Consider the following 24,705-nt stretch of genomic DNA (forward strand, 5'->3'; position numbering starts at 1 on the left):
TCTGTCCTCTCTTTTCTGATTTTGAGAAGTAATGATTTGCATGATCATCACGTATGCCATCCATTACGGATCGGTTTTATGCACGAGGATTTTGACCTAATTTTTCAACTGAGTATTGATAAAATGCAATTAAGTCATTTTGTGATGCAAAGCCTGCTTGTGCAGTATGTCCGTTCCCTCCGCCTTTTCCATTATAGGAGCCCAGTTCCGCTTTGAAATATTGTCCGCAATTAAAGGGACTGTCCCCGCTGTGCGAGAGGATGACCTTTTGCTCCTTACGTGATGCTAATAATACAGTAACCTTTTCTTTTTTTACAATCGTACCTGCAAGGTAAAGCAGTTCTTTCATTGAGCTATCTTCGAAAATATGAGAGATGAATCCCCCTCCATTTTCTGCAAGCAGGGAGTCAGCAAGAAAATTTGCATTTTCAAGTTTTAAGTTTTCATTTGCCGATAGCAGCTGCTTATAGTCATTTTCAAGTTTCTCCACCCTATTCAGGATCTCTGTACGTCCGGTATTGAATTTAGTCGATAATGCAGAAAGAATTCCTAGACTTTCGGAATAATCATTCAATGCCCTGAAGCCGCACTTAAAGTAGAGACGGGTAAGCTCTTTCTGCTTCTCCGCTTTGAAAATTTTTAATAACCCAATCTCACCGGTACGCTCTACATGAGTTCCACCGCAAGGGTTATATTCAATTCCATCTATCTCAACAATACGGATATTTTCAGACACTTTAGGCATCTTGACGACAGGAAGTGTCTGTAGTTGCTCGTTTGTCACGTAATAGATAAGTAATTCGCGATTCTCGATGATATATTGATTAACTAGCTTTTCAGCAGCAGCCGTATGTACCTCGGTCCATTGAAATCCTGCCATTATATCGATCGTTAAATATTCCTTTCCAAGGTGAAAGCTGACCGTATTAGAGTCAAACAGTTCCCTGCAGACAGCAGAGAGTAGATGCTGGCCGCTATGCTGTTGCATATGATCGAAGCGGCGGGGCCAATCAAGTTCACAGTGGACGATCTCTGAATCTGGCCGTTTCTCCATCTTATGAAGAATCCTTCCATCATTGTCTTTTATAACGTCAAGAACGGTGATTCCTTCTATTTTACCAGTATCTGCTGGCTGACCGCCGCCTTCGGGATAAAAAGCGGTTTCTTCAAGAGTGATATAGTAAAAGCCATTTTCTATAATGGTCTCCCGAATTTCGGTATCCCATTGGGAGGTCTTGGTGGACGTGTAATATAATTTTTTTGTCATGAATGATTTCTTTTTCCTTTCAGTTGATCATTAAATTATATCACCGAAATACTAGAGTTTGAAATCGCGGGTTTTAGAAGATTAGTCAGGGATAAAAGCAAAACTTTATGACAAATTCTAAATAAATTGTGCAAGATGGCAATAACTATTTATAGACTGCCCTTTTGACCGTCCTGATTCATTTCCTGATCAAATAATGGACTTGCCATGGGAAACGTGGAGTGCTGAAATGGCTGTACAAATGGAGGGGGAGAGGTTTTTACATGCAATGGATGAAGCGATTGATAATCTGGAAGGAGTAAATTATGAAGGACGAAGTTTTACATTCAAAAAGGAAGAGACGAATCAGGTCATAAAGTTTTATTTTTGAGACACTGCTTTATCGCGAAGAAGGATATGGCACAATTTTGGTATATTGTGATATCACAAAAGAATATGAAGTGGATCAAATGGAATCCGAATTTGTCAGTACAGTTAGTCATGAATTAAGGACACCGCTTGCAAGCGTCCTTGGTTTTACCTAGAGTTACTCTAAAAGAAGTGGGGCTTAACAATGAAGGACAGTCAAGAAAACTGAGCCATGAAATTATGGTCATTGAAGATGATATGAACTTAGCGGAACTGCTAAAATATGAATTGATGGAAAGTGGTTTCCATGTCAGCTATTTCAAAAGTGGTAGAAAGGCTTTTCAAAAGCTGAAATCCTCACCTCCGGATGCCATTGTACTGGATATCCTTCTTGAAGAGGGGGAGATGGACGGCTGGGCGATCCTGAGGGAATTAAAAGGATCCGCTGATTTGAATGAGATTCCCGTTTTTATTTCGACTGCACTTGACGAAAGGGAGAAGGGGATTTCCTTGGGAGCTAAGGATTATTTAGTTAAACTTTATAAACCGAGCCAATTATCCAAAGTGATCATGCATACCTTGTTAAGTAACGGTAAACAAGGGCAGATACTAATCCCGCAGGCATTTCATGGAGAAAACAAGGGTTAAAAAATAAAAAACCGTAATAGGTATACAGAACATCAAAAAAATGATAAATTCAAATATGTTGGAAAAATAAATAATTGGGTACAATTGTAGGTAAAGGTAAGTTACAGGAGGATTTTTATTCATGCAAAAAATTCAGGCCGGCATGGCTGTAGAGTTAGAAGTGGAACGTAAGGCTGATTTCGGATGGTTTTTAACGGATGGTTCAGAAGATGTCTTACTTCATCATAATGAAATGAATGAAGGAACGGAACTTGAGATTGGCGATGAAGTAACTGTGTTCATCTACCATGACAAACAAGCAAGGCTAACAGCGACAATGAAGATACCCGAAATTCAGATTGATCAGTATGGCTGGGCGGAAGTTGTCAATGTGAAAAGGAAACTTGGTGTTTTTGTTGACATCGGTCTTTCGAAAGATATTCTTGTATCCCTGGACGACCTTCCGAATATAGATCGATTATGGCCTGAGGTTGGTGATCGTCTATATGTATCCCTGAAGACAGATCGTCATGATCGCCTGTTTGGTAAACTTGCAACCGAAGATGTCATTCAGGAGATTGCAGTAACAGCTCCATTAAAAGGGATTCGTAACACCAATATTAAGGGAAATGTCTATCGTTTGCTTATGGTTGGATCATTCTTTATTTCAGAAGAAGGGTACCGCTGTTTCATTCACGAAAGTGAACGCAAGGAGGAGCCCCGTCTTGGTGAATTAGTTGAAGGGCGCGTCATTGATAGTAAAGAAGATGGAACGCTTAACGTTTCTTTAATCCCCTTTAAACAAGATTTAATGGGGGAAGATGCTGATGTCATTTTCACTTATTTAATGAATCGCGGCGGTGCAATGCCTTATGGTGACAAAACGCCACCTGATGATATCAAGTTCCACTTCGGTTTGAGCAAGGGAGCGTTCAAGCGTGCTCTCGGCAAACTGATGAAAGAAGAAAAGATTTACCAGGAAGATGGATGGACATATTCTTCAGACCGTAAATGAAAAAAGCAGCGGATTTTATCCGCTGCTTTTTTATTGTGAATTTCATTAAAAGAACTTCTTTTTACCTTTTTCTTCTTTTAAAATCTCCACCGCTTCCCTGAACCTCATCGAATGGACAATTTCCCTCTCGCGTAAAAACCTGAGTGAATCATTGATATCAGGATCATCCGAGATGTCAATTAACCACTGGTAGGTTGCTCTGGCCTTCTCTTCAGCAGCGATATCTTCATATAAATCTGCAATCGGATCTCCTTTTGCTTGGATATAAGTGGCGGTCCATGGATTCCCTGCTGCGTCATGATAATAAAGGGCACTATCATGATTGACATAATGATCCCCTAGCCCGGCGGCTGCCATCTGCTGAGGTGTGGCATCTTTTGTAAGCTTATAGATCATCGTGGCGATCATTTCAAGATGGGCAAATTCTTCCGTTCCGATATCCGTAAGCAGGCCAATGACTTTTTCCGGAATTGTATATCGTTGATTTAAGTAACGGAGTGCTGCAGCCAACTCACCATCAGCACCACCATATTGTTCTATTAAATATTTAGCCAACCGGGGATTACAGTCTCTTACTTTAACTGGATATTGCAGCTTCTTTTCATAAACCCACATAGCTCATCTCTCCTTATACCTGCCATGGCCAAGGGCCTTGGCCCCATTCCCATTTATTTTCACCGCCTGGACTGTTTCCAAATCCCAATAATGGACCATATTTAGGCTCAAAAACCGATTTCAATTGTTGGGAGTATTCATGAAATTGATTGAATTGCTGTAAAGCCTGCTGGTCATTAGGATGTGTATCCAAATAAAGAGTCAACTCGACAAGCACGAAATCGGCAGCCTGTATTTGTTCAAGCAACTGATAATATTCATCATCCAGTTTCTTATTCATTTACGTCTCCCTTTCCCGATATGGATTATCATAAAAATCATAAAAGAATTTCCAAAGTGTACCGTATTTCAAAGCTTCTTCCGGAGTGAACTGCTCCATATTGGGCGGTTGAAAATTAATATACAAATTAGGAGGTGTCCTGTAATACTTTCTCCCAATAGGCGGACACGGATCGAATTTACTATGGAAAGGTTTATATGACTTAACTAGGGTAAAAGTCTTTTCGCGAGTCACAAAAAATACCTCCTTTGTAAAGATATAGCCTCTAATTTTTATGCCTCGGTAATGCATAATATGACTTCTATGGCCTGGAAAGGAAATTATATGGAAAATGATGTTTTTTCAGAATATTATAAAACCTTGTTATAGTCCCGTTATCTTACTGTGATGTTTGTCATCTATTCTTTATCTGTTTGTTCTTTGTATAGAAAAAAACTATGTTAAGATTTAACTCGTAGCTTATAAAGCAGCTCACAAGGAGGTAACAACATATGAAAAAATCAATCTTATCGTTAGCGGCAGCGGCTGCTATATCCGGTGCATTCACAATTCCGGTACAAGCAGAAGATGTCAAAGTGAAAGATGGAGACACATTATGGGGGATATCTCAAACATATAAAGTATCAGTAGAAGATATTAAGTCTTGGAACGATTTGTCTTCAGACGCGATTTATGCCGGAGAAACCATACATATTTCTCAAGAAGAGCATTATAAAGTAAAGTCAGGGGACACATTATCGGGAATTGCACACAAATATGATGTAGGGGTAAATGATATTAAATCTTGGAACGGTTTAAGTTCAGATACAATCCATCCTGGTCAAGAAATTGTCATTAAACCGGCAGCTAACAAAGTCGAAGCTGCAAGTGTAGGGCCTGCACAGAAATCAGAGCAATCCGAACCAGCAGAACAATCTAAGCCAGCAGAACAAACAAAGCCGGTTGAACAATCGGAACCAGCAGATTCAAATAATGAATCCCAAGATCAAGCGGAATCTGGTAAAGAGATTACTGTTAGTGCAACCGCCTATACGGCTGATTGTCAAGGCTGCAGCGGAACAACAGCAACAGGAGTGGACTTGAAAGCTAATCCTGATGCAAAGGTGATTGCTGTGGACCCATCAGTCATTCCGCTAGGATCTAAGGTTTATGTTGAAGGTTATGGCTACGCAACGGCAGCCGATACAGGCAGTGCCATCAAAGGGAATAGAGTGGACATATTTGTTCCAAACGAACAGGATGCCGTGAATTGGGGCGTTAAAAACGTTAAAGTGCAAATCCTGAATTAATTTAGCCATGCAAAACATGTTTATATATTGAAAAAGCAGACACAGACATATTGTGTCTGCTTTTTTGTCCTTTAGGTTGTCGGGAAAAGCAGGTACAATAGAAGAAATAGATCCTTAAAAAATCCTTAGAAGGTAAATAGGAGGAATAGTGAATTGATGGAAAAAGCACGTGAATATTTACAAGAATACTTTGGTTATGAGTCATTCCGAAAAGGTCAGGAACAGATTATCGAACAGGTATTGGGAGGAATAAACACAGCGGGAATCATGCCTACCGGCGGAGGTAAATCAATATGTTACCAAGTTCCAGCCCTTCTGTTACCAGGTGTAACACTCGTTATATCCCCACTAATTTCCTTGATGAAGGACCAAGTAGATGCCCTCGAACAAAATGGGATTGATGCCACGTTTCTTAATAGCTCCATTTCTGGGTTAGAATCATCCAATAGAATGAACGATATTAAGCACGGTAGATATAAGCTGGTTTATGTTGCTCCTGAACGTTTGGAAAATCCTGCATTTCAACAGGATCTATTTAATGTGGAAATTTCTATGGTTGCCATTGATGAGGCCCACTGTATATCTCAATGGGGGCATGACTTCAGGCCAAGCTACCTAAAAATCAAAACCTTATTGAAAAACATGCCATCCGCTCCGACTGTACTGGCTTTAACGGCAACTGCCACACCGCATGTGACCGATGATATATGTCAGTCGCTCGGAATATCTGTACAGCATACAGTATCCACGGGATTTTCCAGAGATAACCTGTTCTTTTCCGTTGTGAAAGAAGAAAATCGCAGTCGGTTTTTAATGCGCTATTTGGAGAAAAACAAAAATGAATCGGGTATTATATATGCAGCAACCAGGAAAGAAGTCGATTCCTTGTATGCCAAGCTTATTAAAGCCGGATTCAAAACAGGTCGATATCATGCTGGCATGAATGAAAAAGAACGGTCGGACCAGCAGGATCAATTCATTCGTGATGACGTTCCCTTGATGGTAGCGACATCTGCCTTCGGGATGGGAATCGATAAGTCGAATGTTAGATACGTCATCCATTACCAAACTCCAAAGAACATGGAGAGTTATTATCAGGAAGCGGGCCGTGCAGGGAGGGATGGTTTGGATAGCGAGTGTATCCTCTTATATTCCCCACAGGATATGCAGATACAGCGTTTCTTGATTGATCAATCAAATCCCTCTCAGGAGTGGCAATCCCAGGAATTGAAGAAATTGAACAGAATGAAGGATTATTGTTTTACCGAAGGATGTTTGCAAGCCTTCATTCTTAGATATTTTGGAGAAGAAAACCCTGAAGATTGCGGTCATTGCGAAAATTGTACAGATAAACGTGACTCTGTTGATGTAACTACACAGGCACAAATGGTTCTTTCATGTATGTTGCGAATGGGGGAGCGATTCGGTAAAACGATGATTTCCCAAGTGCTTACCGGATCACGCAATAAGAAAATTGAAGAGTTCGGATTCCAGAAGCTTTCAACCTATGGTATCATCAATGACCAAACTGCGAAGGATGTTGGTGATTTCATTGATTTCCTGACAGCAAAACAGTATATCGAAATGACGGGCGGACAGTTTCCGGTTCTTAAAGTCACCAATGCTGGCAGGGAAGTGCTTTTGGGACAGAAAAAAGTCCTGCGTAAGGAAATAAAAAAAGTAAGCAGCATCAGTGCTGATCATGGGCTGTTTGAAGAGTTGAGACAGTTAAGAAAAGAATTGGCAAGTACGGAAAATGTACCTCCATTCATTATTTTTTCCGATGCGTCTTTGAAAGATATGGCCGTCAAACTGCCGAGGACGGAAGAGGAATTCCTGGAAGTCAAAGGGGTGGGGATGCAGAAATTCGAACGCTTCGGAGACGCATTTTTACAAGTGATTTCCCAGTATGTACAGGCACACCCTGAATTAGAAACGAATACTATGGTTACAAAGGAAACGGTAAAGAGAGCTACTAAACCATCTCACTTAGAAAGCTATCGCTTATATCAGGAAGGCAAATCAATCAAGGAAATAGGGACATTGAGAGGATTGTCTGCCATTTCAATTGAAAATCATTTATTAAAGTGTGCAGAAGAACACTTGGATATCAATTGGGATGAGATTTTCTTGGAGAAAGATTTTAATCTTGTTTTGGAAACTGCGAAACAATTGGATTCAGAAAAATTGAAACCACTTAAAGAAGCCCTGCCCGAACATATTTCCTACTTTATGATCAAAGCGATCTTGGTTAAGGCAGGGCTGGAAAACGAAAGGTGTTAAGGTTTTTTGGATAATTTCTTCATTGAATAAATAAGAATTTGGTTTAATGCGTATACTAGGAATGATAAAAAGGTGAAATTTCGCTCCTTTAATCAGAGTCTTTATAAAAAAGAGGAGGTTGCTCATGTATTTTGGTAAAAAGAATTCAGAGGAACCAGAAATAGTTATGGAAGATACGATAGTATATGCATGCGGATCAGCGGATTGCAATGGTTGGATGAGAAAAGATTTTGCCTCGGAAAACTATGATTGCCCAATGTGCGGAAGTCAATTGGTTGAAGAAATCAGGGAGCTCCCAAAAATTGAAAATGAGTATAATGCGTTTAAATAAAAGAGGTGAATCATAGCCTCTTTATTTTTTATTTTGAGAAGGAAGGATGGCGGAGTGTTTTTATCCTGGGATTAAAGCTTTACATATAAAGATATGTATGATATTATTAGATTTCAGTGTTATGAAAAGAATGCACTGGAGGGTAATTTAAAGTAACATTTTTATTAATAAAATAATTTTTCATCATTTTCATGATGAAGTAGAAACGAGTTAAACACATTTAGAAAAAAGAAATACATGTTATCACCAAGTATTTTCCTCGATCCATTTCTGTTCTTCATTAACTTACTTCTATGTACCATTTGTCTTTTGGAATTTAATCTACCCAATTGGAATTACGGACGGTTTTAATTAATAAACATGTACTTACAAGCTTTTATCTGATTCTCGCAGGCACGGTCTAGGAACCGTATGGATGGGAGAGAGGCAGGGCTTTCATTGTTTTAGGTTTTGGCATTAAAAATTACTCTCGTGCTCGCTTAGATTTGAAATGTTCAACGAACGAGCAGGAAGAACCATATGGAATGGATTCTTAAACAGGCGCAGTCTCGATTATCTGAAGGGTAAGTCAGGGACTGTGTTTCATTTTGGGGAATACTTTCTTTTTTAGAATCTTTCCTCAAATATATAAAGCATATATATGATATAATGGTAACTGAGATATGAAAAATTCATGCCGTAATCTCAAGTTCTTACCATTCAAAAAGTTTGGTTGAAAGAACAATAATCATACTTAGATTTGCGAATGGTTATTTACTCACAATTTAGATTAAACGCCATCTATTCTTCTTTTATCTTTATGGCTTGTGATCTGTTATGCAGGACGGAGTCAATTCAATTCTAAGGAGTGAGATATATGTATAGAAGAAATAATACGGAAGAAATCATTCCTGAAGAAACAAAGGTGTGGGAATGTACATCAGAAGATTGCAAAGGTTGGATTCGCGATAACTTTACAAGTAATGATGAACATGTTTGTCCGTTATGTAGCAGCGAGATGAAACCCGGCACCAGAATGCTTCAAGCAATTAACAATCCAAGAAACTATTAAGGCTATAAAAAAAGCTGAAGGGGATTCCCTTCAGCTTTTTTTATCTTTCTGCCAATTGGATGAAGCAAAAAGCAGATGAATGATTAGTGGATATCTTTTTTCTTGAATCGGCCGCCTCGGACTTCCGCGATATCCCCTACAGCAAGAAATGCAGATGGATCGAAGCTTTTGACTATCTCTTTAAGTTTAGCTTCCTCAAGCCTGTTTATTACACAAAAGATGACTTTTTTATCATCACCGGAATAAGCACCTTCACCAGCTAAAAAGGTTACGCCCCGTCCAAGGCGATTCATTATAGCTTCACCGATATCATTAAATTCATCACTGATAATCCAGACAAATTTGGATTCGTCCAAACCTGCGATGACGATATCCATCGTTTTATATGCCACGAAGTAAGCTATGATCGAATACATGGCACGATCCCACGAGAATACGAAGCCCGCACTTCCCAGGATGAATAAATTGAAAAACATGACGATCTCCCCAACGGAAAAAGGGAGCTTCTTGCTAGCGAGTATAGCAAGTATTTCTGTACCATCCAATGAGCCGCCATATCGAATGACCATTCCAACACCAATGCCAAGAATCATTCCGCCGAAAGCGGACGCTAGGAGGATATCTTGAGTGAAAGCTGGTACATGATGAAGCAATGTAGTGGTTATGGAAAGGATTAAAATTCCATAAAGGGTAGATAATGCGAAGGTTTTGCCGATTTGTTTATAACCGATAAAAAAGAAAGGAAGATTCAAAATGAAAAGAAAGATTCCGAGCTTCCATCCAGTGATGTAAGATAACATAATCGATATACCCGTTATGCCCCCGTCGATTACGTTATTCGGCACTAAAAAAATCTCGAGGCCGACAGCCATCAAAACCGCACCGATTGTAATTAATAGACCTCTCTGTAAAATTTGTCTCAGTGTTAATTTTTTATGCTGGGTCTTCTTTTGCATAATTTCTGTTGTACTTGCACCTGCCAGGTCTGACATAATCATGCCACCCACTCCTTCTCTCTATATAGGTTCTATTTAATTATAAACCTATAGGTATAATTAAATAAAGAAATTAACATTCTGTTGCATATATTCCTGAATAATTATTGGTATCATTGATAACGTCCTGTAATGAAGGAACAGGGTTGTTAATGCTTGTCATTACCATGTATTCTTATTCTACTCCATACAAAACAATAGTATTTCTAATTTTATTGAATTTATGAAAGAAACCTGCATTTTCTTGAGATATGGGGTGCACTGAAAGAATCGATGTGTAAATAAATAGGAATAAGGAAATAAAAAACCTTTGAGGTACTATGAATTTCCTTTACAATATAGGAGAATAGAACGTTTGAGGTGATCAAGTAAAAAAATGGAACAATCAATTGTAGCATCAAATCCTGTTCTCTTTATGATTGCAGTACTTTTGATAATAATGGCTTGTTATACGGCGTTGGATTTACTGACAACATTACTGACGATAAAGAGATATAAACGCCTTGTGTATATAGGGAGCAGCTGCTCTATGGGAGTGGCTATTTGGACGCTTAATTTTGTTGTTATTTTCACCCTCGATAATTCAGGAATGGCAGCATACAACTTTTCTACAATAATTTTTTCGTTAGCATTAGCCATCGCTCTCGCAGGGGTTGGGTTATTGGCCATTTCGTATAAAACACAAGTCCTGCAAATCGTTTTTTGCGGTTTCATGTTTACGATGGCGATATTATCCAATTATATAATGGGAACATCTTCATTAAACCACTCTTTGCACTTTAACCCATTATCGGTCTTCAGTACGCTTTTCAGCATCTTTATTTTATTTGTAGCAGCACTTGCCATCTTATTTCATTTTAATAAATTAAGTCAATCTTCGCTAAAACCAGTCAGTACTCTTTTTATGAGTGGTGCAATCATTGAAGGCTATTATCTTTTTGTAAGGGTGTTACCGATGAACGCGAAAAATGAAGCGGGTGAATTTGTTCCACTCACTCCATTTATGCTTTATCTTACATGCTTCGTTTCATTATTCATCCTTGCCAGCTTGATAGCTTCAAGTACGATCGTGGGCCGGCGGTTAGCAAAAAGTGATAATACTGTAAGCGATATCCGTTATGCTTTAGATCAATCGGCGATCGTCGCCATCACGGATGCAAATGGGATCATTACATATGTAAACGAAAAATTCCTGGAAATATCTCAATATGAAAAACATGAACTAATAGGAAAAAATCATTCCATAATCAATTCTGGTCATCATCCGAAAGAATTTTTCACTGACTTATGGCTAACGATCAGCAAAGGGAAAACATGGCATGGTGAAATATGCAATCGGGCAAAAGATGGTAATGTATATTGGGTGGATACAACTATCGTTCCTTTTATGAAAAAGGGTAAACCATATCAATATATTTCCATCCGTTCGGATATTTCCAGTCGTAAAAAAGCAGAAAGTGCTTTAAAGGAGTCAATTAAAGAACTGGAAGATATGCATTATGCAATCAACCAATCCTTGATTGTGGCGATTACCGATGATAAAGGAGTCATTATCGAAGTGAATGAAAAGTTCTCGGAGGTTTCTGGTTATGGGAGAGGTGAATTGATAGGTCAGACCCATAAGATCGTTAATTCTGGATACCACTCAAAGGAATTCTTTGAAAAAATGTGGATGACCGTCCGTGAACGCAAAGTTTGGAAAGGTGAAATTAGAAACAAGGCGAAAGATGGCAGTTTTTATTGGGTCGATACAACTATTGTTCCATTTTTCAGCGAAGAAGGTAAACCATTTCAGTATTTAACCATTAGATATGACATAACCGAGCGTAAACAATCGGAAGAGATGCTCCATCGGCAGGATAAATTAGCCGCTGTCGGTCAGCTTGCTGCTGGAGTGGCACATGAAATACGCAATCCGTTGACCTCCATGAAAGGGTATACGGAGTTTTTGCAATTGGATGAAACGGACGAAAATAAACAAGAATATCTGGAAATAATCATGGACGAAATCAATCGTGTGAATGAGATAGTTGAAGAGTTCCTACAATTGGCCAAACCACAGGCCTTGAATTTGGAGATGAAGAATCTTGTGCCAATCATTCAAAATGTTGTATCTTTGACGGAGTTTGAAGCCAGGAAGAAGAACATCACGCTGATTTCGGATTGTAATGACGAAGAGATCTTTGTTCGTTGTGATGAGAATCGATTAAAACAAGTCTTATTGAACTTCATTAAAAATGGTATGGAAGCTATGCCTGAAGGTGGGTTCATAAAAGTCATGACTGAAATTAAAGAGGATAAAGTGCAAATATCCATTACCGACACAGGAATTGGGATTCCACCAGAGCAGCTTAAGAGACTGGGAGAACCATTTTTCACAACGAAAAAATCTGGTAATGGGTTAGGTTTAATGATCAGCTTTAAAATCATAGAAAGCCATTTCGGAAATGTCTTTGTCGAGAGCGAGGTCAATAAAGGTACAGTCTTTAATATTGTGCTCCCTATTTAGCCTAATAGGAAGCTATGAAAAAAAATAACAACTTTGTATAAGATGTCTGCGTGGGGGAACTGGAATTGGAAAAACAAAAGCAAGTCAATATCATTAGCTTGAAGGTTTTTTACCTTTTTTCATTTTTTGCAGTAGGAAGTTTAACACCGCTATTAAGCGTTTATTTAGCCAATGAGGCAGGTTTGTCAGGTATTGAAATCGGTACGATCATGTCTGTTGGACCGATAGTGATGATCGTTTTTCAACCTTTTTGGGGAATTGTCTGTGATTGGAGCGGGAGACCGGCAAAAATACTGGCAATGACATCGTTGCTTGCTGGTGTATTCGGTTTAGGTTACTTGCTGTTCGATCATTATTTACTTATAGTATCCGTTGCTGTCGCTTTGGCTATTTTTCAAAGTGCGATAATACCTGTTTCAGATAGCATCACCCTTCAATATACAACGAAGATCAAATCGAATTATGGGAAAATCCGTTTATTCGGATCACTTGGTTACGGTGTGGCCGTTTTTGTAATGGGGAAATTATCTGAATCCTTCATGGGTCCTTCCGTGATATTTTATGCTTTTTTCTTCGGTCTTTTGATCTCGGCTAGTCTGGCTCTTCGTTTGCCTGAAGAGCCGCCTGGGGAAAAGGTGAAGCTTTTCGGCGGAATGAAAGAATTGATCACCATGAAACGATTCCTTATCTTTCTAGCTATAACGTTCTTGCTTTTTGGTCCTAATCTTGCAAATAATGTATACTACGGTTTGTTTGTAGAGGCAAGGGGAGGGACATATACAGGAATTGGCATTGCGTTCCTTTTAGCTGTATTATCGGAAATCCCCTTTATGAGAATCGCAGGTACCTGGATTCATAAGATAGGCCTGCTGCCAATTACCTTATTGGCTGGAACGGCCTCATTGGTCCGCTGGGTTTTATACTTCACCGAACCGAGTTTGGCTACCGTATATGTGTCTTCGATCATTCAAGGGTTTTCACTTGGCTTATTCATTCCTGCAGCTTTACAATATATCAGGGAAGTTGTCCCTGTACGTATTACAGTAACGGCAATAACGCTTTATTCCGCCATAGGCAATGGATTGGGTAACTGGTTCAGTACCTTTAGCGGCGGAATAATCTTGGATAAATCAGGAATATATGCGGTCTATTTATTTTATGGTTTACTCACCCTGATCGGAATGCTACTTACAATATGGCTCATGAGGTATGAAAAAAAATTAAAAGTTATGGGGAGACCCATAGGTATAATAGAAAAATGATGGAAAATAAAGCGAGGGACCTCTTTGCCTATCATGGTGAAGAGGTCTTTCTCTATTCTATTTACAAATTTGAGAGAACGCAGGGTAAATGATCAAGCAGAATGAACATACTTTGAAAGGGCGTAGGGGTTCATTAAAATTCCTCAGTAGACAAACTCGGTGAAAATGGATTTGTCTCCAATTTTATAAGGGTTTGTATAATATACACGTTGATTGGAATGAAAGGCACTCGCTTTCCGCGGCACTTTAGCCTGCCAGGTCTACCTTGGACAAGCTTTTTCCTCAGAAGTCTAGAACGCCCGTTCCAATCAACTTTGTTTGAAGTTTAGAGAGAACCCCTTTTGTAATCCCATTCCGCGGTAAGTCTATAAAAGATATGCTTTTGTGTATTGGGAATTTTAACCAAAACAATCAGTTTTTTATTTTTGGAAATAATATGATTTAATGGAAGATAGAGAATGAATGGAAGGGTGAGTGTTTTTGAGCAAACCAAAAGTGTTGGCTATTACCATCGCATCAGCTTTTATCGGTCTGTTTTTTTTATTTTGTCTTGGATGGGCGATTATGGACCATTATGGAAAGGGAACTTCCGATAAGGAAGTGATTGAAGAAACCGCCATTAAAAAAAATGATTTTCCCGATGATTTTACGGTGGTAGCGATAGGCGATTCATTGACCCGCGGCACAGGTGATGAAACAGGGAAAGGTTACGTTGGACTTGTTATTGAAGATTTAAAGAGTGAATACAATAGAAAACCAATCATTCATAACCTGGGAATTAATGGACAAGTGTCTAAAGAATTGGTACAGCAAGTGAGACAACCGGAAGTGAAGCGCCAAATCCAGGCTGCTGATGTTATTTTAGTTACAATCGGGGGTAACGATTTATTTCAAAAAGGCAGGACCCTGCTTGAATATGATCGTGAAGCTATTACTGTATCACAAAAGAGTTTCTTGGGAAATTTACATGAAATTTTTAAGGATATCAATAAAGTCAATGATACAGCTACCATTTTGTTGCTTGGGCTGTATAATCCGTTTATAGATTTGGATGAAGACTTTGATACGAACCGAATCGTACGGGACTGGAATAATGAAACGGCGGAAGTCGTGGCTCTTTATGAAAATGCAATTTTCGTTCCAACTTTTGATTTATTTCAATTGTCGGTAAATGAGTATTTGTATTCAGATAAATTTCACCCCAATAAGAAGGGATATCGTTTAATTGCTGATAGAGTTGCTCCTTTAATAAAATGGGAGGATGTGGAACGATGAAACAGGTGACATTATCTGTCAGGGATTTAAAAAAAAGGATTGGCAAAAGGGAAATTATTAAAGGAATTGATTTTGAGCTGAACGAAGGGGAAGTTTTCGGCTTTTTAGGACCGAATGGAGCAGGCAAGACGACGACGATCCGCATGTTGGTCGGTTTGATTAAGCCAACCTCGGGTTCCATCCATATATGCGGGTATGATGTTCGTCAGGACTTTACGAAGGCTATGAAGCAAATGGGCTGCATCGTCGAAAATCCAGAGTTATATCCATTTTTGAGCGGGTGGGATAATTTGCTCCACTTTGCAAGAATGTTACCTGATGTTGATGAAACAAGAATGGACGAGGTTGTTGAACTCGTCGGTTTGCAAGCGAGAATTCACGATAAAGTGAAGACCTATTCGTTAGGAATGAGGCAGCGTTTAGGAATCGCGCAGGCCATGCTGAACAGCCCTAAACTATTGATTTTGGATGAACCGACTAACGGGCTAGATCCTGCCGGAATCCGTGAAATGCGGCAATTCATCAGAAAGTTGGCTGAAGAAGAAGGTATGAGCGTTCTGGTTTCCTCACACTTGTTAGGTGAAATCCAGCAACTATGTGACCGGGTCGCAATCATTAAAGGTGGGGAAATTATTAAAACGGATACAGTGGAGAGCTTATTATCCACGCAGGAGCGGATATTTTGGCGGGTGGAACCTATTCAAAAGGGCGCGGAAATACTTAGCAGCTTCACCGAAATTACCTTAGATCAAAAATATATCATTACAGCCTATGATGAACTTAAGACACCTGAATGGAATGCTGCTCTTAACCAAGCAGGCGTGAGGGTGCATGAAATGAATCGAAAGCTCCCGGGATTGGAAGAATTGTTTTTGCAAGTTACGGGGGGAGGTGCGGGCATTGAATAACTTGGTCCAAAATGAAATGATGAAGTTGCTGGCAAAGAAACGGTTAATCATAATCGGTCTCATCGTTGGAATTTTAGTCCTGATGTTTACATATGCCCAATACAAACAAGTGGAAGAGCAGCGGGAGAAGTTGGGAACGGATGATTGGCGTGCAGCTCTTCAGCAGCAAATCATTGATACTCAAAATCGATTGGGCTCCAATAGGATGCTCGATGAGTGGCGTGAACAGCTGCAAGTTAGTCTGAAGCAGCAGCAATATTATCTCGATCATGATATCAATCCCTCAGAACCAGGCGCAGCCACTTTTACACGCATGTTTTTGGAAAATGCAATCGATTTATTCATTCCGCTGTTAATCATGATTGTGGCTAGTGATATGGTTTCTTCCGAAAATAGTCAAGGGACAATCAAGCTTTTGCTGACACGGCCAGTGGAGCGCTGGAAAATCTTATTGAGCAAATATGTAACATTATTATTATCGGTTTCGATTATCGTGGCGGTGACAGCCTTATTGTCTTACCTATTATCGGGTATCGTTTTCGGATATCAAGGTTGGGGGGCCCCTGTAATAACCGGATTTGAATTGAAGGGTGCTGACGTGGATGTCAGTCAAGTAAGGCTAGTGGAACAATGGAAATTCCTATTGATGGATTTGGGACTTGTCTGGCTGGTGGCGGTTGTGGTAGGGACCCTTTCTTTCATGCTTTCGGTACTGGTGAGAAGCACCCCTGCAGGCATGGGCATCATGCTGGCTGCATTGATTTCCGGAGCTATATTGAACAATATGGTTTCATCATGGGAATCAGCGAAATATTTCTTTATGGTGAATTTGAAATTGACCGCTTATATTAGCGGAACGGCTCCGCCAATAGAAGGGATGACTTTACTTTCCTCCGTCATTACTCTGCTCGTTTGGTGGGCGCTTGCTTTAATTGTATCTTTTACAGTATTTACACGGAGGGATGTATACTGAGAAACAGCCTATAGAAATTATAAGTTGTTTCAGTTTGTTGACATAATTCGTTCGGAAGTGTCGCTTTTAAAACAAGACCTGATTATCCACATGAAATTTTACTTTAGATGAACTGAAACCCTCAATGGATGGAAGAAATTTGCGACACTCCAGCCGAATAACTGGCTAGCCGAGACCCCACAGACGCCTGCTTCGAGGAGGCTTGGCAGACAGTCGGCGGAAAGGGAGCGGATTTCTATAATCAACTCCACCTTTTCAAAAAAATTGTAGGCTCGCTTTCGAATTTGCCTGCAGTCTGAACAGCCTATATAAATTATAGGTTGTTTTTTATTTTCTCGTACAGGGTATCCTTTAAAAAACAGTATGTTCAAAATAGGAGGATTATAAATGGATGATAATCATTTGAATGAAAAATTCATGCCAATGACTTCAATTTCCAGTGGAGATGTACAGATAATAAATGAGGATATATATTGTCTGTCCGTCCAAATCGTTAATGTAATTTTTGTAGGGTCACCAAAAGATGATAAATGGGTATTGATTGATGCTGGGATGCCGCGTTCAGCAGAGGCAATAAAGAATACTGCTGAAGAAATATACGGACCGCAAAATCCACCTGCTGCAATTATTTTGACACATGGACATTTCGATCACGTTGGTGCACTGATTGAGTTAATGGAGTATTGGGAGGCTCCTGTTTATGCCCACATTAAAGAAATGCCTTATTTAACGGGACAGGAAAATTATCCCGAACCGGATCCAACTGTTGAAGGGGGGATGGTCGCCAAAATCTCATCGATATTTCCGAATGAGGGAATCAACCTTGATGAAAAAGTTCAGCCATTGCCTGATGATCATAGTGTTCCCGGGCTTCGTGATTGGAAATGGGTTCACACCCCAGGCCATTCGAAAGGACATATTTCACTTTTCCGTGAAAGTGACCGAAGTTTGATTGTTGGAGATGCTTTTGTGAATGTCAGGCAAGATTCCCTGTACAAGGTTATCACTCAGGAGAAAGAAATAGCAGGACCGCCGCGGTATTTAACAACCGATTGGGAGGCTGCCAAAGAATCGGTACGTCTATTGGAAAGTCTGAAGCCCGCTGTTGCCATAACAGGGCACGGGTATCCTGTTGAAGGGAAAGAACTGGAAATGGGTTTAGCGAAGCTTGCAAAGGAATTCGATTCATTAGCTAAACCGGATCATGGGAAATATGTGGAATGAAGGGTGAACGTGTTTAATGAATAATTTCTCTGCAGAAGTCAAAAATAAACAAGCAACTTATGAAAAATGGAGGGATTTCCGTGACTAATTTAAGAGATATCATGACAACAGACGTTGACTGTTGCACTGCGGAAGATAATATATATGAAGCAGCAGTCAAAATGAAGAATGATGATGTTGGTGTCATTCCTGTATTGGAGAATAACCATTTAATCGGTGTCATTACAGACAGGGATATCGTCATTCGCTGTGTTGCCGAGAAAAAGCCGAACTCGACTAGAATTACCGATGTCATTTCCACCAATCTTGTAACAGGTACGCCTGATATGTCAGTGGAGGAAGCTGAGGAGTTAATGGCTACCGAACAAATCAGAAGGCTCCCTATCATTGAGAATGAAAAGCTGGTCGGTGTCGTTGCATTAGGTGATCTTGCTGTACACCAACAGACAAATTCAATGGCGGGAGATGCTTTAAGTTCAATTTCCGAAGACAGAGATCAAATTCAGCACTAAAAACCAAAACTCTGTTAGCTATTGCTAACAGAGTTTTGGTTTTTAAAGATACTTATTGAACCAGCCCTTGATTTCCTCAACATGTTGCAGGCGCATTTTTGGAGATCCGCTTCGCGATACCTCATGAGTTTCATTTGGGAATGAAACAAGTACGGCTTCTTTATTTTGCCGTTTTAAAGCGACAAAAAATTGCTCGCTCTGTTCAATGGGACAGCGGAAGTCCTTTTCTCCGTGAAGTAAAAGTAAAGGCGTATCCACATTGGAGACATATTTTAATGGAGAGTGCTGCCATAGTTTTTCAGCAGAGTTAATGATATCGCCGCCAACTTCCCACTCTGTAAAATAATAGCCAATGTCGCTGACCCCATAAAAACTTAGCCAGTTACTGATACAACGCTGAGACACAGCCGCCTTGAAGCGGTTGGTATGTCCGATGATCCAATTTACCATGAATCCTCCATAACTTCCTCCGGATACCCCTAAATCTTCATCGTCTATAAAATCATATGTAGCTAGAACGTGATCGACTCCAGCCACTAAGTCCTTATAATCCATGCCTCCATAGTCGCCACGGCAGGCGTTTACGAAGTCCTGGCCATATCCTACACTCCCTCGCGGGTTAGTGAACAATACAGTATACCCTTCATTAGCCAAGGTCTGGAATTCATGAACATAGGTATTAGCATACATCATATGCGGTCCGCCGTGGATTTCTAAAATGAGCGGATATTTTTGACTACCATTAAAACCGTTCGGTCTCATGATCCAGCCGTGAATGGTAAGCCCATCGACTGATGGAAAAGTAATGGGTTCAGCCATGGACAAATGTTTATCCTTCAAAAAAACCTCATTAACAAAACTGATTTGTTCCTTATCACCATTGGTAAGGTTATAAGCAAAGAGATCGCCAGGATGAACAGGTGTACTGATGGCCACGACAGCACGGTGGCTTTCGGGATCTATAGTCAGGCCGTATATATGCTGCGGGTCAAGGATTGATGGATACATAGCTCCTTCAATGGAACCATAATATACTCCGGTATTTCCATAATCACTTATTAAAAAGTAAAAACCTTGACTATCGTTTGTCCACAAAATACCTGGGTCGACGGCTCCGATTTGGAAATCCCCTATTGCGGAATCTCCAATTTGCACGTCCCATCCGTCGGTCAAACACTGAGTAGTTTGGTCCATGATGGAATATAACCAGATATTTGAAAAGGTGGCACCGGCAAATTCTTTATTATGGCCAATGAAAGATAGATATTCGCCATTTGGAGACCATTTAGGATCTCTAAAGAAACCTGTACTATCCGTAATTTTCTCTAAAGATTTCGTATCAAGATCCATGATGAATATATCTGAAAAAAGTTCATCATCACTTCTTTCTGCATCCCCGCTTATGAATGCAATACGCTGTCCGTCTGGAGACCACGCATTCGGAAGATGATCAATATTGTTTTCCGTCAGCAATGTGAATTCTCCTTTAAAAATGTCCGCTATAACAAGCTGCTGATACAACTGATCAAAATAGCCTCTCCCATCCCATTTATACTTGATCCGGTCATACCTATTAACTTCTTTGGATAGATCATTTTCCTTGGCCGTATTAAGGTTTTCGCCTTCCTTTAACCCGGTAGAAAGCAGTAACTTGGTGGAACAAGGGGACCAAATAGGCTTTGAAGCGCCGTTAACGAAATGGGTGAGCTGGCGAGCTTCCCCGCCAATGCTCCCGATAATGTGGACTTGTTTTTTTCCTGATCTATCTGATATAAAGGCGATATGCTTGCCGTCGGGGGACCAGGCTGGTGATGTATCACGATTATCCCCAAACGTCCATTGCTTTGTTTCATTCGTAATCAGGCTGAACATAAACAGATTGGAAATGTATTTTTCCGTTTTTTCATCTATTCTGGTTTGGACATAAACCGCCATGCTGCCATCCGGTGATAGCTTTGGATCGGTTACTGATTTCAAGTGAAATAAGTCTCTTGCTGTTATACCTATTTTGTTCATCCTTTTCACCCTTTCATTTCTCATAGTTATGTATTTCGCTAAAGAGAAATAAAATCCTTTAGTAAATGGTAAACGCGCCATGTTTATTTATCAAGGACGAAAGAAATGAAAATAATCCGGCCTTTTTATCAGGTCGGATTATCTGGATATATCGGCAAAAACTTACAATTACTTATGCATATGTCCTGCATGCGGACGGTGCGGCGGTATTTGGAAATTATGTTCTTCCATCATTTTATAATGTTTTTCAAAATGTGAAACCATTTTATCGGCTTCTTCTTTCGAAAGCGCGCCATACTCAACATATTTTTCGATCAATCTCTTTTTGTCAGCGAGTATTTGTTTTTGGATCTTAGCGATTTCCGATTTTTGAGCATCAGTGAATTGTACACTTTCAGTCTTTGCTTTATTTTCCTGTGCAACCGGATGATTAAGGTTGACTAGGAATAGGGAACAAGCTGTTAAACAGATGACGAAAAACTTTTTCATGAATGAACGACTCCTTCTTTTTAATGATTTTTTCTGCCTAATTGTAGAACCTTTAAAAACCTGAAAGTCTCTTCCTAATGGTGAATGATAATCAATATGGAAGATTCCTTATTTCTTTATTATCATTTACAGCATTTACAGTTTTATGTAAAAAATAAGGGGGAGGTTTGTTAGAGAAAGATATGGGTATTTTAAATGTAAGTGAAAATATTGTTGTAACTTCTTATTAATAAAAAGTCCTTTAAAAGGGAAGAAAGGGGGATTATCATGATTTGGACGATTATTGGTGTAATAATATTATTATGGGTTCTTGGTTTAGTCTTCAAAGTGGCTGCAGGCTTTATACATATCTTGCTTATCATCGCGGTCATTCTCATTTTGGTTAAGGTTTTTAAGGGAAGGAATCGAATGTAGAGGTGTATTGAATGACTGACCTGGAAAAGCTTTTAAATAACAATGTAAAAGGCGGCCTGGTGAATAGGTCGCCTAAAATTGTAGACAATTTGATCTCCACTCCAGGCACTCGCTTTCCGCGGGCGGTCCTTTTCCGGCAGGAGTCTCGAACACCCGCTCCTATCAACTTTGTTTTAAAATTCAGATATAACCCCTTTTGTCTACAAACTGAGGCGCCCTGGTGAACAGGGCGCCTTTTAATTCAGTAAACTGTCAATCATAAGGAAGTGGATGGCCTAACAATCTCTTATGAATCCATATCGCTGACTGGGTGCCATCTCCCATGGAAATGGTGACTTGTTCGGAATGGGCAACGAGGTCGCCGCCTGCCCAGACTCCTTTAATATTCGTTTCTTTAGTCCGGGGATGAACCACGACATGATTGTTTTCATTGACCTGCACACCCAATTGTAAGGCTAGGCCATTATTAAGCTTGTTCCCTTTAAACGCCGTAAATGCCTTTTCAGCTCTGATAATTTTACCAGATATTAATTCTATGCCCGTTAACTCCTGATTGGCATCGACATGAACCTCACAAACTTCCTCTTCAATTACGGGAATGTGATTTGCCGTTAACTTTTCTCTATACTCATCATCAATTTTAGATTTCAAATGGTTTACGTAAATGATATCTTTTGACCAATATAATAGAGTAAGCGCCATGCCTGCACCCGTATTTCCGCCACCAAGAACAACGGTTTGCTTATCCATGATCTCATACCCATCACAGTCAGGGCATATATATGTGGATGTCCCAAGAGTTGAATGGATGTTTTTGATTGGAGGAATGTTATCGGTAATGCCAGTACCAAGAAAAATCATTTTTGCTTGATATTCCCTGTCATTTTTAGTTTGGATAAAAAACTTGTCCTGCTTTTTTTCTAGAGATGTCACGGTATCATCCGTGAATTCGACACCGAATTTTTCAGCGTGCTGCCTGCCAAGCGTCCTTAATTGTTTCCCGCTTACCCCGTCTGGCCACCCAAGAATGTTATGGTATGCCTTGGCAATGGAGGAGCGGCCTTGAGCAGAATCAATGACGATAATATCATGTTTATATCTTCCTAGCTGGATGGCTGCCTGAATCCCGGCTATACCTCCACCAATAATAATGCAATCTGCTTGTTTCATGAATTCACCGCCCATAAATTTGGAATAAACCTAGTGTTATTCTATCTGTAAAAAATATACCACTAGTCGCTGGAGCTTAAACAAAAAAAGGAGGAAGTCCGCATTTGGCAGATCTTCCTCCCTTATCTTTAGCCTATATCATTGATTCTGTATTGGGTCGAGCCATTCTTGTGCCCAATTTTGAATTTCGTTCATAACCGGTGCAAGGGCCTTGCCTTTTTCAGTTAAAGAATATTCAATCCTGACCGGTGTCTCTGGATATACGTCCCTTTTAACAATACCTTCAATTTCCAAGTCCTTTAAACGTTCAGAAAGAATCCTGCCGCTTATCGGGAATGCAGATTCAATATTACAAAACCGTTGAGGGCCATTAAGTAATTGATTGACAATCAATCCAGTCCAGCGTTTACTCAAGATTTGCATTCCTTTTTCAAATCGTGGACAAAGTGTCGTATTATTCATCATATCACCTCATTATTAATATATTATAATGCATTTACCTCATATGTAACAACTTTACCGAAAATTATTTAGTTACTAGAGATGTTATAGTATAAGAAATTCACGAGCTTACTTTAAGTATCATGAAAAGGATTCCGCCTCGGATTTGCCACATTTTAAAAAAAAGCGTGCTTTTAAAAATGTGTTGTTTAGAGATACCATGAAAAATATGTTATTTTAATATTGAAGTCAAAGTTTTGCAAATGGAAGGATCCGTGGGAAAGATGAGTGAGTTACTGCAAGAGGCCGTATCCTTTATCAGGACAAGTTATCCGGAATTATTGAAAACGGAAGAGGACATAAATGGCAGGATCGAACAAATTAAAAAGGAAATAAATGAAACAGGCAGATATGAACATACATATGAAGAATTGGTATATGGTGCTAAAGTAGCTTGGCGAAATAGCAATCGTTGCATTGGTCGCTTTTTTTGGGAATCACTAAGGGTGATTGATAAAAGAATGATTCAAAGCGAGGAACAAATTGTATCGGCCCTCTTCGAACATATCGAATATGCTACGAATAATGGGAATATCAGACCGGTGATTACAATTTTCAAACAGAAAGATCATGATCGAAAAGTGGATATTTGGAATCATCAACTTATTCGTTATGCAGGATATGAGACGGAACATGGAGTAATCGGCGATTCAAGTTCAATCGAATTCACCAAGCGATGTATGGCATTAGGGTGGGAAGCGAAATTCGGACCTTTCGATATATTACCCCTTGTAGTCCAAGTGAACGGAAAAACCGCTAGTTTTCATGATATACCTGAAAGCCTCGTTAAAGAGGTTCAAATCACCCACCCTGAACTGACATGGTTCGAAGATCTTAAACTAAAATGGTACGCAGTTCCAATCATATCTGGTATGAGGCTGGAAATTGGCGGTATTACTTATTCAGCTGCACCATTTAATGGGTGGTACATGGGAACGGAAATCGGTGCGAGGAATCTTGCTGATGAAGAACGCTACAATATGCTGCCGGCAATCGGGGAGAGGATGGGCCTGGATATTAAACGTGATTCGAGTTTATGGAAAGATCGAGCCCTTATCGAACTGAATGAAGCAGTCCTTCATTCGTATAAAAAACACGGAGTCAGCATTGTTGATCACCATACAGCAGCTAAGCAATTCAAGAAATTCGAAGAAAAAGAAGCCTCATATGACCGGAAAGTAACGGGGGATTGGACCTGGTTAATTCCACCGGTGTCACCAGCCACGACCCATGTTTTCCATCAGCCATATAACAATGAAATAATGAAACCTAATTTCTTTTATCAAATTCCTCCATATAAATAAAGGTTTACATGAACTGGCGGCGGGTATATATATAGCAAGCCAAATAA

Annotated in this window: 25 protein-coding genes and 1 pseudogene; 17 read left to right on the top strand and 9 right to left on the bottom strand. The window is 39.7% G+C overall.

Features of this window, described 5'->3' with window-relative positions; translation table 11 throughout:
• Positions 1-76 precede the first annotated feature (76 nt).
• On the bottom strand, positions 77-1,267 hold the full coding sequence (locus A6755_RS13285; protein ID WP_063590920.1) for an alanyl-tRNA editing protein: 1,191 nt from the start codon (positions 1,265-1,267) through the stop codon (positions 77-79).
• Positions 1,268-1,496: 229 nt separating this feature from the next.
• Between A6755_RS13285 and A6755_RS27070 the strand changes: the two genes are divergently transcribed.
• From A6755_RS27070 to A6755_RS13295, 4 genes and pseudogenes are all read left to right on the top strand, one after another.
• The gene (locus tag A6755_RS27070) at positions 1,497-1,637 is read left to right on the top strand and encodes a hypothetical protein (RefSeq protein ID WP_174878713.1); all 141 of its coding nucleotides are present in this window, start codon (positions 1,497-1,499) and stop codon (positions 1,635-1,637) included.
• Between the two features lie 28 nt (positions 1,638-1,665).
• A pseudogene (locus tag A6755_RS28260) lies at positions 1,666-1,785 on the top strand (histidine kinase dimerization/phospho-acceptor domain-containing protein); the annotation flags it as partial.
• A gap of 70 nt (positions 1,786-1,855) precedes the next feature.
• Positions 1,856-2,263, top strand: a complete 408-nt coding sequence (locus A6755_RS13290) for a response regulator (RefSeq protein WP_431188845.1) — start codon at positions 1,856-1,858, stop codon at positions 2,261-2,263.
• A 121-nt stretch (positions 2,264-2,384) separates the two neighbouring features.
• Positions 2,385-3,257, top strand: a complete 873-nt coding sequence (locus tag A6755_RS13295) for a CvfB family protein (RefSeq protein WP_063590922.1) — start codon at positions 2,385-2,387, stop codon at positions 3,255-3,257.
• A 45-nt stretch (positions 3,258-3,302) separates the two neighbouring features.
• Here the strand turns inward: A6755_RS13295 and cotJC are convergent, their stop codons facing one another.
• From cotJC to A6755_RS13310, 3 genes are read right to left on the bottom strand one after another with little or no spacing between them, the layout of a single operon-like run.
• Positions 3,303-3,872, bottom strand: coding sequence for a spore coat protein CotJC (gene cotJC / locus A6755_RS13300; RefSeq protein WP_063576015.1), 570 nt, complete (start codon positions 3,870-3,872; stop codon positions 3,303-3,305).
• 13 nt (positions 3,873-3,885) lie between these two features.
• Entirely contained in the window at positions 3,886-4,152 is a 267-nt protein-coding gene (locus A6755_RS13305; RefSeq protein ID WP_034307303.1) for a spore coat protein CotJB, read from the bottom strand.
• Positions 4,153-4,386, bottom strand: coding sequence for a spore coat associated protein CotJA (locus A6755_RS13310; protein ID WP_048679115.1), 234 nt, complete (start codon positions 4,384-4,386; stop codon positions 4,153-4,155).
• Between the two features lie 257 nt (positions 4,387-4,643).
• Here A6755_RS13310 and A6755_RS13315 point away from each other — a divergent pair, with 257 nt between their 5' ends.
• The 4 genes from A6755_RS13315 (at position 4,644) to A6755_RS13330 (ending at position 9,106) form a co-directional block, all read left to right on the top strand.
• Entirely contained in the window at positions 4,644-5,441 is a 798-nt protein-coding gene (locus A6755_RS13315) for a 3D domain-containing protein (RefSeq protein ID WP_063590923.1), read from the top strand.
• A gap of 156 nt (positions 5,442-5,597) precedes the next feature.
• Positions 5,598-7,724: a DNA helicase RecQ gene (gene recQ, locus A6755_RS13320; protein WP_063590924.1), complete on the top strand. Its 2,127-nt coding sequence runs from the start codon at positions 5,598-5,600 to the stop codon at positions 7,722-7,724.
• Positions 7,725-7,848: 124 nt separating this feature from the next.
• On the top strand, positions 7,849-8,055 hold the full coding sequence (locus A6755_RS13325; RefSeq protein ID WP_034307297.1) for a cold-inducible protein YdjO-related protein: 207 nt from the start codon (positions 7,849-7,851) through the stop codon (positions 8,053-8,055).
• Positions 8,056-8,911: 856 nt separating this feature from the next.
• Positions 8,912-9,106, top strand: coding sequence for a cold-shock protein (locus A6755_RS13330; protein ID WP_034307294.1), 195 nt, complete (start codon positions 8,912-8,914; stop codon positions 9,104-9,106).
• 83 nt (positions 9,107-9,189) lie between these two features.
• Here A6755_RS13330 and A6755_RS13335 read toward each other — a convergent pair whose 3' ends face one another.
• Positions 9,190-10,104: a YitT family protein gene (locus A6755_RS13335; protein ID WP_222619851.1), complete on the bottom strand. Its 915-nt coding sequence runs from the start codon at positions 10,102-10,104 to the stop codon at positions 9,190-9,192.
• A gap of 373 nt (positions 10,105-10,477) precedes the next feature.
• On the opposite strand from A6755_RS13335, the gene A6755_RS13340 reads away from it, so the two are divergent.
• The 7 genes from A6755_RS13340 (at position 10,478) to A6755_RS13370 (ending at position 18,764) form a co-directional block, all read left to right on the top strand.
• Entirely contained in the window at positions 10,478-12,610 is a 2,133-nt protein-coding gene (locus A6755_RS13340; protein ID WP_063590925.1) for a PAS domain S-box protein, read from the top strand.
• A 65-nt stretch (positions 12,611-12,675) separates the two neighbouring features.
• A complete protein-coding gene (locus tag A6755_RS13345; protein WP_084737711.1) occupies positions 12,676-13,872 on the top strand; it encodes an MFS transporter in 1,197 nt (398 codons plus the stop codon).
• 480 nt (positions 13,873-14,352) lie between these two features.
• A complete protein-coding gene (locus A6755_RS13350; RefSeq protein WP_063590927.1) occupies positions 14,353-15,147 on the top strand; it encodes an SGNH/GDSL hydrolase family protein in 795 nt (264 codons plus the stop codon).
• Complete coding sequence (locus tag A6755_RS13355) at positions 15,144-16,055, top strand: ABC transporter ATP-binding protein (RefSeq protein WP_048678272.1); 912 nt, start codon at positions 15,144-15,146, stop codon at positions 16,053-16,055. Before A6755_RS13350 ends, A6755_RS13355 begins: the two co-directional genes overlap by 4 nt.
• Positions 16,048-17,028 carry an ABC transporter permease gene (locus tag A6755_RS13360; protein ID WP_034307282.1) on the top strand — a complete coding sequence of 327 codons (981 nt, stop codon included), beginning with the start codon at positions 16,048-16,050 and terminating at the stop codon, positions 17,026-17,028. The genes A6755_RS13355 and A6755_RS13360 overlap by 8 nt, the downstream gene beginning before the upstream one ends.
• A 387-nt stretch (positions 17,029-17,415) precedes the next feature.
• Entirely contained in the window at positions 17,416-18,252 is an 837-nt protein-coding gene (locus tag A6755_RS13365) for an MBL fold metallo-hydrolase (protein ID WP_063590928.1), read from the top strand.
• Between the two features lie 80 nt (positions 18,253-18,332).
• Complete coding sequence (locus A6755_RS13370) at positions 18,333-18,764, top strand: CBS domain-containing protein (RefSeq protein ID WP_105718815.1); 432 nt, start codon at positions 18,333-18,335, stop codon at positions 18,762-18,764.
• 42 nt (positions 18,765-18,806) lie between these two features.
• Here A6755_RS13370 and A6755_RS13375 read toward each other — a convergent pair whose 3' ends face one another.
• Both A6755_RS13375 and A6755_RS13380 read right to left on the bottom strand, forming a co-directional pair.
• Entirely contained in the window at positions 18,807-20,780 is a 1,974-nt protein-coding gene (locus tag A6755_RS13375) for a S9 family peptidase (RefSeq protein ID WP_063590929.1), read from the bottom strand.
• Between the two features lie 168 nt (positions 20,781-20,948).
• Positions 20,949-21,269 carry a YckD family protein gene (locus tag A6755_RS13380; RefSeq protein WP_063590930.1) on the bottom strand — a complete coding sequence of 107 codons (321 nt, stop codon included), beginning with the start codon at positions 21,267-21,269 and terminating at the stop codon, positions 20,949-20,951.
• Positions 21,270-21,536: 267 nt separating this feature from the next.
• On the opposite strand from A6755_RS13380, the gene A6755_RS26685 reads away from it, so the two are divergent.
• The gene (locus A6755_RS26685; protein WP_106027466.1) at positions 21,537-21,683 is read left to right on the top strand and encodes a lmo0937 family membrane protein; all 147 of its coding nucleotides are present in this window, start codon (positions 21,537-21,539) and stop codon (positions 21,681-21,683) included.
• Between the two features lie 252 nt (positions 21,684-21,935).
• Here the strand turns inward: A6755_RS26685 and A6755_RS13390 are convergent, their stop codons facing one another.
• Together A6755_RS13390 and catR are read right to left on the bottom strand one after the other, a co-directional pair.
• Complete coding sequence (locus A6755_RS13390) at positions 21,936-22,853, bottom strand: NAD(P)/FAD-dependent oxidoreductase (RefSeq protein WP_034307272.1); 918 nt, start codon at positions 22,851-22,853, stop codon at positions 21,936-21,938.
• 138 nt (positions 22,854-22,991) lie between these two features.
• Positions 22,992-23,315 (bottom strand): catDE operon transcriptional regulator CatR, encoded by a 324-nt coding sequence (catR, locus tag A6755_RS13395; protein ID WP_034307270.1) that lies wholly within the window; start codon positions 23,313-23,315, stop codon positions 22,992-22,994.
• Positions 23,316-23,578: 263 nt separating this feature from the next.
• Between catR and A6755_RS13400 the strand changes: the two genes are divergently transcribed.
• Positions 23,579-24,658 carry a nitric oxide synthase oxygenase gene (locus tag A6755_RS13400; RefSeq protein WP_063592544.1) on the top strand — a complete coding sequence of 360 codons (1,080 nt, stop codon included), beginning with the start codon at positions 23,579-23,581 and terminating at the stop codon, positions 24,656-24,658.
• Positions 24,659-24,705 lie beyond the last annotated feature (47 nt).

The sequence above is a fragment of the Peribacillus frigoritolerans genome, assembly GCF_001636405.1.
GTDB lineage: Bacteria > Bacillota > Bacilli > Bacillales > DSM-1321 > Peribacillus > Peribacillus frigoritolerans.

What these genes read in the sequence shown, in the direction of transcription:
- A6755_RS13285 (WP_063590920.1), bottom strand. Translation starts at nt 1,267, where the DNA reads ATGACAAAAAAATTATATTACACGTCCACCAAGACCTCCCAATGGGAT.
- A6755_RS27070 (WP_174878713.1), top strand. Translation starts at nt 1,497, where the DNA reads ATGGCTGTACAAATGGAGGGGGAGAGGTTTTTACATGCAATGGATGAA.
- A6755_RS13290 (WP_431188845.1), top strand. Translation starts at nt 1,856, where the DNA reads ATGGTCATTGAAGATGATATGAACTTAGCGGAACTGCTAAAATATGAA.
- A6755_RS13295 (WP_063590922.1), top strand. Translation starts at nt 2,385, where the DNA reads ATGCAAAAAATTCAGGCCGGCATGGCTGTAGAGTTAGAAGTGGAACGT.
- cotJC (WP_063576015.1), bottom strand. Translation starts at nt 3,872, where the DNA reads ATGTGGGTTTATGAAAAGAAGCTGCAATATCCAGTTAAAGTAAGAGAC.
- A6755_RS13305 (WP_034307303.1), bottom strand. Translation starts at nt 4,152, where the DNA reads ATGAATAAGAAACTGGATGATGAATATTATCAGTTGCTTGAACAAATA.
- A6755_RS13315 (WP_063590923.1), top strand. Translation starts at nt 4,644, where the DNA reads ATGAAAAAATCAATCTTATCGTTAGCGGCAGCGGCTGCTATATCCGGT.
- recQ (WP_063590924.1), top strand. Translation starts at nt 5,598, where the DNA reads ATGGAAAAAGCACGTGAATATTTACAAGAATACTTTGGTTATGAGTCA.
- A6755_RS13325 (WP_034307297.1), top strand. Translation starts at nt 7,849, where the DNA reads ATGTATTTTGGTAAAAAGAATTCAGAGGAACCAGAAATAGTTATGGAA.
- A6755_RS13330 (WP_034307294.1), top strand. Translation starts at nt 8,912, where the DNA reads ATGTATAGAAGAAATAATACGGAAGAAATCATTCCTGAAGAAACAAAG.
- A6755_RS13335 (WP_222619851.1), bottom strand. Translation starts at nt 10,104, where the DNA reads ATGATTATGTCAGACCTGGCAGGTGCAAGTACAACAGAAATTATGCAA.
- A6755_RS13340 (WP_063590925.1), top strand. Translation starts at nt 10,478, where the DNA reads ATGGAACAATCAATTGTAGCATCAAATCCTGTTCTCTTTATGATTGCA.
- A6755_RS13355 (WP_048678272.1), top strand. Translation starts at nt 15,144, where the DNA reads ATGAAACAGGTGACATTATCTGTCAGGGATTTAAAAAAAAGGATTGGC.
- A6755_RS13365 (WP_063590928.1), top strand. Translation starts at nt 17,416, where the DNA reads ATGGATGATAATCATTTGAATGAAAAATTCATGCCAATGACTTCAATT.
- A6755_RS13375 (WP_063590929.1), bottom strand. Translation starts at nt 20,780, where the DNA reads ATGAACAAAATAGGTATAACAGCAAGAGACTTATTTCACTTGAAATCA.
- A6755_RS13380 (WP_063590930.1), bottom strand. Translation starts at nt 21,269, where the DNA reads ATGAAAAAGTTTTTCGTCATCTGTTTAACAGCTTGTTCCCTATTCCTA.
- A6755_RS26685 (WP_106027466.1), top strand. Translation starts at nt 21,537, where the DNA reads ATGATTTGGACGATTATTGGTGTAATAATATTATTATGGGTTCTTGGT.
- A6755_RS13390 (WP_034307272.1), bottom strand. Translation starts at nt 22,853, where the DNA reads ATGAAACAAGCAGATTGCATTATTATTGGTGGAGGTATAGCCGGGATT.
- catR (WP_034307270.1), bottom strand. Translation starts at nt 23,315, where the DNA reads ATGAATAATACGACACTTTGTCCACGATTTGAAAAAGGAATGCAAATC.
- A6755_RS13400 (WP_063592544.1), top strand. Translation starts at nt 23,579, where the DNA reads ATGAGTGAGTTACTGCAAGAGGCCGTATCCTTTATCAGGACAAGTTAT.